At 57.7% G+C, this 9,008-nt stretch carries 10 protein-coding genes; all 10 read left to right on the top strand.

Going from position 1 to position 9,008, the window contains the following annotated elements; translation table 11 throughout:
- Nucleotides 1-127 precede the first annotated feature (127 nt).
- On the top strand, nucleotides 128-601 hold the full coding sequence (gene moaC / locus KGA97_RS28165) for a cyclic pyranopterin monophosphate synthase MoaC (protein WP_008044525.1): 474 nt from the start codon (nucleotides 128-130) through the stop codon (nucleotides 599-601).
- The gene (gene moaD / locus KGA97_RS28160) at nucleotides 598-840 is read left to right on the top strand and encodes a molybdopterin converting factor subunit 1 (protein WP_008025385.1); all 243 of its coding nucleotides are present in this window, start codon (nucleotides 598-600) and stop codon (nucleotides 838-840) included. Before moaC ends, moaD begins: the two co-directional genes overlap by 4 nt.
- 3 nt (nucleotides 841-843) lie before the next feature.
- A complete protein-coding gene (gene moaE / locus KGA97_RS28155; protein WP_008044526.1) occupies nucleotides 844-1,296 on the top strand; it encodes a molybdopterin synthase catalytic subunit MoaE in 453 nt (150 codons plus the stop codon).
- A 309-nt stretch (nucleotides 1,297-1,605) separates the two neighbouring features.
- A complete protein-coding gene (locus tag KGA97_RS28150) occupies nucleotides 1,606-2,382 on the top strand; it encodes an ABC transporter substrate-binding protein (RefSeq protein ID WP_192420421.1) in 777 nt (258 codons plus the stop codon).
- Nucleotides 2,383-2,621: 239 nt separating this feature from the next.
- A complete protein-coding gene (locus KGA97_RS28145) occupies nucleotides 2,622-3,131 on the top strand; it encodes a disulfide bond formation protein B (RefSeq protein WP_032828589.1) in 510 nt (169 codons plus the stop codon).
- Between the two features lie 828 nt (nucleotides 3,132-3,959).
- Nucleotides 3,960-4,904, top strand: coding sequence for a ubiquinol oxidase subunit II (gene cyoA / locus KGA97_RS28140; protein ID WP_008025394.1), 945 nt, complete (start codon nucleotides 3,960-3,962; stop codon nucleotides 4,902-4,904).
- Nucleotides 4,905-4,907: 3 nt separating this feature from the next.
- Nucleotides 4,908-6,938, top strand: coding sequence for a cytochrome o ubiquinol oxidase subunit I (gene cyoB / locus KGA97_RS28135; RefSeq protein WP_008025397.1), 2,031 nt, complete (start codon nucleotides 4,908-4,910; stop codon nucleotides 6,936-6,938).
- A 3-nt stretch (nucleotides 6,939-6,941) separates the two neighbouring features.
- The gene (locus KGA97_RS28130; RefSeq protein ID WP_008044529.1) at nucleotides 6,942-7,568 is read left to right on the top strand and encodes a cytochrome o ubiquinol oxidase subunit III; all 627 of its coding nucleotides are present in this window, start codon (nucleotides 6,942-6,944) and stop codon (nucleotides 7,566-7,568) included.
- A complete protein-coding gene (gene cyoD / locus KGA97_RS28125) occupies nucleotides 7,569-7,904 on the top strand; it encodes a cytochrome o ubiquinol oxidase subunit IV (RefSeq protein WP_008025399.1) in 336 nt (111 codons plus the stop codon).
- Nucleotides 7,905-7,915: 11 nt separating this feature from the next.
- Nucleotides 7,916-8,803, top strand: coding sequence for a heme o synthase (cyoE, locus tag KGA97_RS28120; RefSeq protein WP_008025400.1), 888 nt, complete (start codon nucleotides 7,916-7,918; stop codon nucleotides 8,801-8,803).
- Nucleotides 8,804-9,008 lie beyond the last annotated feature (205 nt).

Below are 9,008 nucleotides of genomic sequence, written 5' to 3'. Positions count from 1 at the left end.
CCGGGGCGACTGACACACCATCGCGAGCAGGCTCGCTCCTACAAGGGAATTGGGTGACCTGATAATCGCGGGTGCAGAAGATTGACCCACGGGTTTACAATCGGGGCTCTTGATCAGGAGTAACCCTGTGCTGACTCATCTCGATTCCCAAGGTCGCGCCAACATGGTCGACGTCACTGAAAAAGACGTAACGTTCCGTGAAGCCACCGCTCAAGCGCGGGTGCGCATGCTGCCCGAAACCCTGCAAATGATCGTCAGCGGCGGTCACCCCAAGGGTGATGTGTTCGCCGTGGCGCGCATCGCCGGCATTCAGGCGGCGAAGAAAACCAGCGATCTGATTCCTCTGTGCCATCCGTTGCTGCTCACCGGCGTCAAGGTCGAACTGAGTGCCGAAGGCGACGACACCGTGCGCATCGTCGCGAGCTGCAAGTTGTCCGGGCAGACCGGTGTCGAAATGGAAGCGCTGACCGCAGCCAGTGTCGCGGCGCTGACGATTTATGACATGTGCAAGGCCGTGGATCGTGGCATGACCATCGAGAGCGTGCGTTTGCTGGAGAAACTCGGGGGCAAGAGCGGTCATTACCAGGCGGATCAGTCATGAACCTCACCGTGAAGTTTTTCGCTCGTTATAGAGAAGCACTGGGCGTTGACTCAGTGAAAGTTGAAGGTGATTTCGCCACCGTCGATGACGTTCGCGCACTGCTGGCCAAGCGTGACGGCGCCGATGTGTTGAGCGAGCAGAACCTGATGTGCGCCCGCAACGAAGACCTCTGCCAACTCGACGAGCCGGTAAGTGATGGCGATGAAGTGGCGTTCTTTCCGACCGTGACCGGGGGCTGAACCATGGCGATTCGCGTGCAGTCCACGGCGTTCGATCCGGGGGCGGAAGTCAACGCCATGCACGCCGCCAATGTCGGCGTCGGTGCGGTGGTGAGTTTTGTCGGTTACGTGCGCGACTTCAATGACGGGCTCGACGTGGCCGGGATGTTCCTGGAGCACTATCCGGGCATGACCGAGAAGGCCCTCGGCAAGATTGCCATCGAGGCCGAACAACGCTGGCCGTTGCTCAAGCTGGAAGTGCTGCACCGCATCGGCGCCCTGGAGCCGGGTGAGCCGATCGTCTTCGTCGGCGCCGCCAGCGCCCACCGCCAGGCCGCGTTCGATGCCTGCGCTTTTGTCATGGACTACCTGAAAACCCGCGCACCGTTCTGGAAGAAAGAGAACACCCGTGAAGGCGCGCGTTGGGTGGAAGGGCGTGACAGTGATCATGCGGCGGCGGATCGCTGGAAGCAGTAACCCCTGCGGCGCCTTTGAGTACGCCTTCGCGGGCAAGCCTCGCTCCTACAGGGTTTTGTGTCATACGCATATTATGTGAACGACACAAAACCCTGTAGGAGCGAGGCTTGCCCGCGAAGAGGCCATCTGCATCACCCAATACCTTCCTGACTCACCGCCCGACCACCGGACGGCACATCCGCGTTCCCCCCAATTGACGGCTCATACATAAAAGTCCAGTATGGAATTATAAGTACAAAAAAGGCGTGCCCCTGTTTCTGCTCTTTCTTCTGTCTTGCCAAACCAACAACAACCCGCGAGAGAACGAACATGAAGAAATTCCCCCTCATCACCGGTCTGGCCCTGAGCCTGTTGGCGTGCAGCACTTTGTTTGCCGCCGAGAAAACCCTGCGCATCGGCATCGAGGCGGCTTACCCACCGTTCGCGTCGAAAACCGACAAAGGTGAAATCGTCGGTTTCGACTACGACATCGGCAATGCCCTGTGCGCGCAGATGCAGGTCAAGTGCGTGTGGGTCGAAGGTGAGTTCGATGGTCTGATTCCTTCCCTGAAAGTGAAGAAAATCGACATGGCGCTGTCGTCCATGACCATCAACGAAGACCGCAAGAAGTCGGTGGACTTCACCCACAAGTACTACTTCACCTCATCGCGCCTGGTAATGAAGGAAGGCGCGGTGGTGGATGATCAGTACGCCAGCCTCAAAGGCAAGACCGTCGGCGTGCAACGTGCGACCACCACGGACCGTTACGCCACCGAGGTGTTTGAACCCAAGGGCATCAACGTCAAGCGTTACGGCAACAACGAAGAGATCTACATGGACCTGGCGGCTGGTCGCCTCGACGCCATTTTCGCCGACACCATCCCGCTGAATGACTTCCTGTCGATGCCGCGCGGCAAGGGTTATGCCTTCGTCGGGCCAGAGCTCAAGGATCCGAAATACGTGGGCGAGGGCGCCGGGATTGCGGTGCGCAAGGGCAACACCGAATTGGTCAGCCAACTGAACACGGCCATCGACGGTATTCGCGCCAGCGGCGAGTACCAGAAGATTTCCGAGAAGTACTTCAAGTCTGATATCTACGGCGACTGAGCAGCCGCATCGCCAGCAGGCTGGCTCCCACTTTGGTATGCATTCAACTGTGGGAGCCAGCCAGCCAGCTGGCGATGCGGTCGTGGGATCATGCAAATCTCTGGAAACTGATCGAATTTAATCCCTTCTTAACCACCTTATCGTTTATTCCCCGACATCTGTTCCACACGCCCCGGGCTCTCCAAGGTCCGGGCCAGCGTGTAGACTTCCGGTCAATCGATATCTAGAAGGGAAACGCAATGAGCGAGGAAACGATGCGGTTGGGCCGTGAGCGGCGCTACCTGGTGTTGCTGGGCATCATCTGTCTGGCGCTGATCGGCGGCGCGCTGTACATGCAGATCGTGTTGGGCGAGGCGCCGTGCCCGCTGTGCATCCTGCAACGTTATGCCTTGTTGCTGATCGCGATCTTCGCGTTCATCGGCGCGGCAATGCGCACCCGCCGCAGCATCACGGTGTTTGAAACCCTGGTGGTGATCTGCGCCCTGGCAGGCGTCGGCGTAGCCGGGCATCACGTCTATACCCAGTTCTATCCGGCGGTCAGCTGCGGCATCGATGTGTTGCAACCGATTGTCGATGGTCTGCCGCTGGCGAAGATCTTCCCGCTGGGGTTCCAGGTCGACGGTTTCTGCTCCACGCCGTACCCGCCGATCCTCGGTCTGTCGCTCGCACAGTGGGCTTTGATTGCCTTTGTCCTGGTGGTGGTGTTGGTGCCATTGCTCACTTCGCGCAACCGCAAGGCACTGCGCTGAGGTCATTCGCGGTATCGCTGCGCAACACATGAAAACGCCCCGGCCCTCGTTGAGAGAGCCGGGGCGTTTTGCCATTCAGGGCGCGGGTAAAAAGACCTTGATGCGCGACAAGAACGGGTGCGGCGCATGTGCGACATGTTGTCACAGCGCGAGTGTCGCAAGGCGTTTCAGCGTGTCGGATTGGTACGCGTAGACGCAATGAAAATGGTCTTCTGATTTCGCAGCAGGCTTTAGCGCTCTCAACCTGGAACAGGCAGTTTTAACAGGCCTTGGCAAATTGCCAGAGCCCTTGTCACATGGGGGCTAAGGCAGGGTAGAGGGCAGAGGCAGAGCTTTCGATACTGTCTGATCTGCGCGTGGTAGCCCTACTTATTTTGGTGTTTTTGTTGAGAATGAATTTCGATAAGATGCCGCACTTTTGCGAAAACCGTTAATGATTGTTGCTGGAATGGATAAAAATTATTTCGGGATGAGACATGGTTTATGAATCGTTACATATCTACAATCGCCCGCACTGAATTCCCGGCACTGCTCACCCTGCTTCAGGTGCTTGAGCAGCAATAGGGCGTCGAGGGGCCGGATGGCTTCATACGACTCCTCTGGTGTCGGTGCCTTCCAACTATCCGCACCAAATGGAATTGGTCTGTAACAAGGCCTTTGACCACGAATTCGAATAAGAACTCACCGCTTGCCCAGGAATTGTCGAGCAGCGTCTGACGCACGACGGGCGGCCCTTATTCAATCCAAGAAAATGCCAACCCTTGGCAGGGTGAAGTGTTGGCGATCAAAACCCAACTGCATTGCGCAAGCTGCTTTAGAGGTCGTGAGATGAGTAAAAACAGGTACCCCAGACTACTAGGCTTATTGCCGCTGATCGGCACGTTGTTGCTGTCAGGCTGCAACATGACCTTGCTCGATCCCAAGGGCCAGGTTGGCCTGGACGAGCGAAACCTGATCATCACCGCAACGCTGCTGATGCTGTTGGTCGTGGTTCCGGTCATCGTCATGACCTTCCTGTTCGCCTGGAAATACCGCGCGTCCAACACCGACGCCGTGTACACGCCGAAGTGGTCGCACTCCACCAAGATCGAAATCGCGGTGTGGGCTGTTCCAGTGCTGATCATCATTGCCCTGGGTTATGTCACTTACAAGTCGACCCACGCACTGGACCCTTACAAGCCGCTGGTCTCCGACGTCAAGCCAATCACCATTGAAGTGGTCGCGCTGGACTGGAAGTGGATGTTCATCTATCCGGAGCAAGGCATCGCCACCGTCAACAAGATCGTGTTCCCGGCGCACACGCCGATCAACTTCAAGGTGACTTCGGACTCCGTGATGAACTCGTTCTTCATCCCGGCGCTGGGCGGCCAGATCTACGCGATGGCCGGCATGCAGACCAAACTGCACCTGATCGCCAACCAGAACGCTGAAATGGACGGTATCTCCGCCAACTACAGCGGCGCGGGTTTCACCGGCATGAAGTTCAAAGCTATCGCCACTTCCCAGGAAGATTTCGACGCCTGGGTCAGCGAAGTCAAAAAGGCACCTAAACAGCTTGAAAAAGCTGAATACGAAGCCCTTTCCAAGCCAAGCCAGAACAACCCAGTCGAGCTCTACTCCTCGGTCACGCCGAACCTGTTCCAGATCATCGTCGACAAGTACGAAGGCATGAAACCAGGCAAGCCGATGCACCACGAGAAGAAAGAGCACGAAGTGGCCGCCATGGAAGGGATGGACATGAGTTCGCATTCAGCTGCCGGGGCAGAGGAGTAAACGATGTTTGGTAAATTAAGTTGGGAAGCGGTCCCGTTCCACGAGCCGATCGTGATGGTGACCATCGCCATGATCGCGCTCGGTGGTCTGGCGCTGTTCGCTGCAATCACCTACTTCAAGAAGTGGACTTACTTGTGGACCGAGTGGCTGACGTCGGTCGACCACAAGAAAATCGGCGTGATGTACATCATCGTCGCCATGGTCATGCTGCTGCGCGGCTTTGCCGACGCCATCATGATGCGTACCCAGCTGGCCATGGCCACCGAGGGTTCGCCTGGCTACCTGCCACCTGAACACTATGACCAGATCTTCACCGCTCACGGTGTGATCATGATCATCTTCATGGCGATGCCATTCTTCACCGGCCTGATGAACCTTGCAGTGCCGCTGCAGATCGGCGCCCGTGACGTTGCCTACCCGTTCCTGAACTCCCTGAGCTTCTGGTTGTTGGTATCCGGCGTAGTGCTGATCAACCTGTCCCTGGGCGTCGGCGAATTCGCCAAGACCGGCTGGGTTGCCTATCCACCGCTGTCGGGCCTGCAATACAGCCCTGGCGTGGGGATGGACTACTACATCTGGGCGCTACAGCTATCGGGTCTGGGTACGACGCTAACCGGGGTTAACTTCCTGGCGACCGTGCTGAAAATGCGTACCCCTGGCATGAAGCTGATGGACATGCCGATCTTCACCTGGACCTGCACCTGGGCCAACGTCCTGATCGTGGCTTCGTTCCCGATCCTGACCGCTACCCTGGCACTGCTGACGCTTGACCGTTACATGGATTTCCACATTTTCACCAATGAACTTGGTGGCAATCCGATGATGTACGTCAACCTGTTCTGGGCCTGGGGTCACCCCGAGGTTTACATCCTGATTCTGCCGGCGTTCGGGATCTTCTCCGAAGTCATCTCGACCTTCTCCGGCAAGCGTCTGTTCGGCCACCACTCGATGATCTACGCCTCGGGCGCGATCTCGATCCTGGGCTTCATGGTCTGGCTGCACCACTTCTTCACCATGGGTTCGGGTGCCAGCGTCAACGCCTTCTTCGGTCTGGCGACGATGCTGATTTCGATCCCGACGGGGGTGAAGCTATTCAACTGGCTGTTCACCATCTACCAGGGCCGTCTGCGTTTCACCAGCCAGGTTCTGTGGACCCTGGGCTTCATGGTGACCTTCGCCATCGGCGGCATGACCGGCGTACTGCTGGCCATCCCGGGTGCCGACTTCGTTCTGCACAACAGCCTGTTCGTGATCGCGCACTTCCACAACGTGATCATCGGCGGCGCGGTATTCGGTTACATCGCAGGCTTCGGCTTCTACTTCCCTAAAGCGTTCGGCTTCAAGCTGCACGAAGGTTGGGGCAAGGCAGCGTTCTGGTTCTGGATCACCGGCTTCTTCGTCGCGTTCATGCCGCTCTATGTACTGGGCTTCATGGGCATGACCCGTCGTCTGAACGCCACCACCAACCCTGAGTGGGTGCCGTACCTGTACGTCGCCATGTTCGGTGCGGTGATGATTGCCGTCGGCATCGCTTGCCAGCTGATTCAGCTGTACGTCAGCGTGCGTGATCGCAACAAGCCAGAAAACATGTGCGAACACGGCGACCCGTGGAATGCACACACCCTGGAATGGTCGACCTCGTCGCCACCACCCTTCTACAACTTCGCGGTCCTGCCAAAAGCGGAAACCATCGATCCGTTCACCGAAGCCAAGGAAAACGGTACTGCGTACAAGGCTCCGGCCAAGTACGAGCCGATCCACATGCCAAACAACACCGCGACCGGTGTGGTCATGGGGGCTCTGTTGACCGTGTTCGGTTTCGCGATGATCTGGCACATCTGGTGGTTGGCTGCATTCGGCCTGATCGGCACCGTGGTGTACTTCGTGATCCACGCTGCACGTGATGATCAAGGCTATATGGTGCCGGTCGACGTGATCGAGCGCATCGAAGCCGAGCAGCACAAGCGTCTGGTAGCGGCCGGGAAAGTTCCAGCCACCGCCACCCGTGTTGAAACCTCGTTGGAACAGGCTTAAACCATGTCGAACTTAGTGACCAATGCTGGACACACCCATGTCGATGGACATGGGCACGATGACCATCACCACGACTCGGGCGAGATGACCGTATTCGGTTTCTGGCTCTACCTGATGACCGACTGCATCCTGTTTGCATCGATCTTCGCGGCGTACGCGGTACTGGTTAACAACGTAGCGGGTGGCCCGTCGGGCCACGACATCTTCGAACTGCCTTACGTACTGGGCGAAACCGCTCTGCTGCTGTTCAGTTCGATCACCTACGGCTTCGCCATGCTGGCGTTGTTCAAGGGCAAGAAGAACCAGGTCCTGGGCTGGCTGGCCATGACCTTCCTGTTCGGCGCCGGCTTCATCGGCATGGAAATCAACGAGTTCCACGTGTTGATCTCCGAGGGCTTCGGTCCTAGCCGCAGCGGCTTCCTGTCCGGGTTCTTCACCCTGGTCGGCACCCACGGTCTGCACGTGACCAGCGGTCTGATCTGGATGGCGATCATGATGTACCAGGTGCAGAAAAACGGCCTGACGGCGACCAACAAGACCCGTCTGAGCTGCCTGAGCCTGTTCTGGCACTTCCTGGACGTGGTGTGGATCTGCGTATTCACCGTTGTTTATCTGATGGGGACTATGTAAATGGCTAACGCTCATTCCCACGATAGCCACGACGCCGGCCACGGCAGCGTCAAGTCCTACGCTATCGGTTTCATCCTGTCGGTCATCCTGACCGTCATTCCTTTCGGCCTGGTGATGTACCCATCGCTGCCGAAAGCCTTGACCCTGTGGATCGTACTGGCCTTCGCAGTAATCCAGGTGCTGGTGCACCTGGTGTACTTCCTCCACCTGGACCGTTCGGCCGCGCAGCGTAACAACGTGATTGCGTTTGTGTTCGCCGCGATCGTGATCGTCCTGCTGGTTGGCCTGTCGCTGTGGATCATGTTCAGCATCCACACCAACATGATGGCGCACTGAGGTAAATCCGGATGTCCTTGAAGCACTTTATCCAAATCACCAAACCGGGGATCATTTTCGGTAACGTGCTTTCAGTGGCAGGCGGATTTTTCCTGGCCTCGAAAGGGCATGTCGATCTGGCCATCTTCCTGGCCGCCATGATCGGCACGTCCCTGGTGGTGGCATCCGGTTGCGTGTTCAACAACTGCATCGACCGCGACATCGACATCAAGATGGAACGCACCAAGAACCGGGCGCTGGTGCAGGGTTTTGTTTCCCTGAAACTGGCCCTGGCCTTCGCGACCGTCCTGGGTGTTGCCGGCGTTGCGTTGCTGTACAAGGTGGCCAATCCGTTGGCTGCGCTGTTCGCCGTGATCGGTTTCGTCATCTACGTCGGCTTCTACAGCCTGTACCTCAAGCGCAAGTCGGTTCACGGCACGCTGGTGGGCAGTCTGTCGGGCGCGATGCCGCCGGTGATCGGCTATGTCGCGGTGAGCAACACCTTCGACATGGCTGCACTGACGCTGCTGGTGATGTTCAGCCTGTGGCAGATGCCGCATTCCTATGCCATCGCGATCTTCCGCTTCAACGATTACCTGGCCGCATCGATTCCGGTGCTGCCCGTGAAGCGCGGGATTCAAGTGGCCAAGAAGCACATCCTGATCTACATCCTGGCCTTCCTCGTGGCGACCTTGATGCTGACCTTCAGCGGTTACGCCGGCATGAGCTACCTCGCCGTCGCCGCGGCCATGGGCATGTACTGGTTGTACATGGCCTGGACCGGCTACAAGGCAGTGGATGACACGGTCTGGGCACGCAAGCTGTTCGTGTTCTCGATCTTCACCATTACCGCGTTGAGCGTGATGATGTCCCTGGACTTCAAAGTGCCGACCGAGCTGTTGCTGACGTACGCGCCTTAAGCGTTGGATGCTGTAAAGAAAAACCCCGCCCTTTGAGAGAAGGTGCGGGGTTTTTTATTGCCCGTATTCTGGTGGACCGAGTTGCCTGCATCGCGAGCAAGCTTGCTCCTACAATGGATCGGCGTTGCTCCACATCTTGAGCACGACACAGATCCCTGTAGGAGCGAGGCTTGCCCGCGAAGAACGATAACGCGGTGTATCAGCC

The sequence above is a fragment of the Pseudomonas sp. BF-B-15 genome (assembly GCF_019946675.1).
GTDB classification, from domain to species: Bacteria; Pseudomonadota; Gammaproteobacteria; order Pseudomonadales; family Pseudomonadaceae; genus Aquipseudomonas; species Aquipseudomonas migulae.
This window is presented reverse-complemented; position numbering and strand designations above follow the sequence as displayed.